Source organism: Rhodococcus sp. CX (assembly GCF_015865005.1).
GTDB lineage: Bacteria > Actinomycetota > Actinomycetes > Mycobacteriales > Mycobacteriaceae > Rhodococcus.
Genome location: NZ_JADZGH010000156.1, coordinates 31,350 through 33,191, shown reverse-complemented (window position 1 = coordinate 33,191; position 1,842 = coordinate 31,350). Strand labels below are relative to the sequence as shown.

The following is a 1,842-nucleotide window of genomic DNA, read 5'->3' as shown; positions in this document are numbered from 1 at the left end:
GACGACGCGGTCAAGGCGGCCGTCGAGACCGTCGCCTCGTCGGATCTGGTGATCTTCGCCAGCCCGACTTTCAAGGCCACCTACACGGGCATCCTCAAGTTGTTCCTCGACCAGTTCGCCACCGGAGACGGACTGCGCGACGTGACCGCGGTGCCTCTCATGCTCGGCGCCGGACCTGCGCACGCGATGGCGCCGGACCTGCTGCTCAAGCCGGTCCTCGTCGAACTCGGCGCGACCTGCCCGGCGCCGGGCCTGTACCTGATCGATTCCACCTACACCACCGACACCCGGATCGCGGACTACGCCGAACGTTGGTCTGCCGCAGTACGATCCACCGTCCGAACGGAGGCATGATGACCACTCCCACCCTCGACGGCGCCACCCTGCGTCGAGCCTTCGGTCACGTCCCCGCGGGGGTCGTCGCGATCTGCGCCGACACCGGAACCGAACGTCTCGGCATGGCCGCCAGCACCTTCGTGCCCGTCTCGCTCGACCCGCCGCTCGTTGCGTTCTGTGTGCAGAACACGTCGACCACCTGGCCGAAGCTTGCGGCGCAGCCCCGGCTCGGCATCAGCGTTCTCAGCTCCGAACACGACCGTGCGGCCCGCGTGCTCGCCGCCAAGGACGGCGATCGGTTCGCCGGTATCGGCACCGAAACCCGGGACGGCGGAGCGCTGTTCGTCGAAGGCTGTGGTGTCCGGATGGACGTGTCGATCGAACAGCAGGTGCCCGCCGGGGACCACGCGATCGTCGTGCTGCGCGTCCACGAACTGCACTGCGAGGAAGCCGAATCCACGGTTGAGCCGATCGTGTTCCACCGCAGCGCATTCCGGAAGCTGGTGGCGTCATGAGCCGCATCGAGGCGGCGCTCGACGCGATCCGCGCCGGACGGCCCGTACTCGTCTCCGACGATGCGGACCGCGAGAACGAGGGCGATGTCATCCTCGCGGCGCACCACGCGACGCCGGAATGGATCGCGTGGACCGTGCGGCACACGTCGGGCCTGCTGTGCGCGCCGATGACGGGGGCGCGGGCGGATGCCCTCGACCTGCCCGCGATGGTCGCCGACAACCAGGATCCGAAGCAGACCGCCTACACCGTCACTGTCGACGCTGCCCGGGGCGTCACCACCGGGATCAGCGCCGCGGACCGCGCCACGACGCTGCGGGTCCTCGCCGATCCGACCGCCACCGCCCGGGATCTGATCCGGCCCGGACACATCCTGCCGCTGCGGGCCCGCGCCGGTGGAGTCCTCGAACGCCCCGGTCACACCGAGGCCGCCGTCGACCTGTGCGCGCTGGCCGGCGTACCGCAGGTCGGGGTGATCGCCGAACTCGTCGCCGACGACGGGTCGATGATGCGGATGCCCGCCATCGAGGACCTCGGAGCTCGCCACGACCTGCCCGTCCTCACGATCGAGGAACTGCGCAACTACCGGGCCGTGCACTCGTTCCCGGCTCCGGTCGTCCCGACCGGCCGGATCGTGCGCGGCGACGAAACGCTCATGCCGACGCGGTTCGGGACGTTTCGGGCCGTCGGTTACCTCGACCGGCAGACCGGCGCCGACCACGTCGCCCTGCTTGCGGGGACCCCCAGCGACGGGTCGCTGGTGCGGGTGCACTCGGAGTGCCTGACCGGGGAGTCGTTCGCGTCGCAGCGCTGCGAGTGCGGTCCGCAACTCGACGCCGCGCTCGAACGGCTCGCCCAGGACGGCGGGGTGCTCGTGTACCTGCGCGGACACGAGGGTCGGGGGATCGGCCTGCTCAAGAAGCTGGCCGCCTACCGGTTGCAGGACGACGGGCTCGACACCGTCCAGGCCAACCTCGAACTCGACGAACCCGC

General features: G+C 70.4%; 2 protein-coding genes and 1 pseudogene. All 3 read left to right on the top strand.

What is annotated here, in order from left to right; translation table 11 throughout:
- A partial coding sequence (locus I0Q12_RS16355) for an NADPH-dependent FMN reductase (RefSeq protein WP_231610798.1) occupies window positions 1-354 on the top strand: 354 nt, incomplete at its 5' end.
- On the top strand, window positions 351-851 hold the full coding sequence (locus tag I0Q12_RS16350) for a flavin reductase family protein (protein ID WP_197252899.1): 501 nt from the start codon (window positions 351-353) through the stop codon (window positions 849-851). The genes I0Q12_RS16355 and I0Q12_RS16350, both read left to right, overlap by 4 nt.
- Window positions 848-1,842: pseudogene (ribB, locus tag I0Q12_RS16345) on the top strand (3,4-dihydroxy-2-butanone-4-phosphate synthase); the annotation flags it as partial. The gene I0Q12_RS16350 and the pseudogene ribB, both read left to right, overlap by 4 nt.